The 408-nt window shown below is 73.8% G+C and carries 1 protein-coding gene; it reads left to right on the top strand.

Translation table 11 applies throughout. From position 1 onward, the window contains the following. On the top strand, positions 1–408 hold a 408-nt coding region (locus KBX53_RS35895; RefSeq protein WP_210864133.1), incomplete at both ends, for a PP2C family protein-serine/threonine phosphatase.

Consider the following 408-nt stretch of genomic DNA (forward strand, 5'->3'; position numbering starts at 1 on the left):
TCCTCCACCGCGACGGCCGAGATCGGCGGCGACCTGTACGAGGCGATCGACACCCCCTACGGCGTACGCATGATCATCGGTGACGTGCGAGGCAAGGGCCTGGACGCGGTCCGGCTGGCCAGCATCGTCCTCGGTTCCTACCGGCACGTGGCGTACGAGCGGGCCGACCTGCGGGCCGTCGTCGCCGACCTGGACCGGGCGGTGGCCCGCAACGTCGGGGACGAGGACTTCGTCACGGCGGCACTGGTCGAGGAGCGGGGCGGCACCCTGACGATCGTCAACTGCGGGCATCCGCCGCCGCTGCTGCTGCGTCGGGGCGCGGTGATCCCGCTGGAACCGCCGGCCCCGGCGCCTCCGCTCGGGTTCATGCCGGTGGTCCGCCCCCGGGTCGAACGCCTGGAGCCCGGG

Origin of the sequence: Micromonospora sp. M51, assembly GCF_018070305.1 — a bacterium.
GTDB lineage: Bacteria > Actinomycetota > Actinomycetes > Mycobacteriales > Micromonosporaceae > Micromonospora > Micromonospora parva.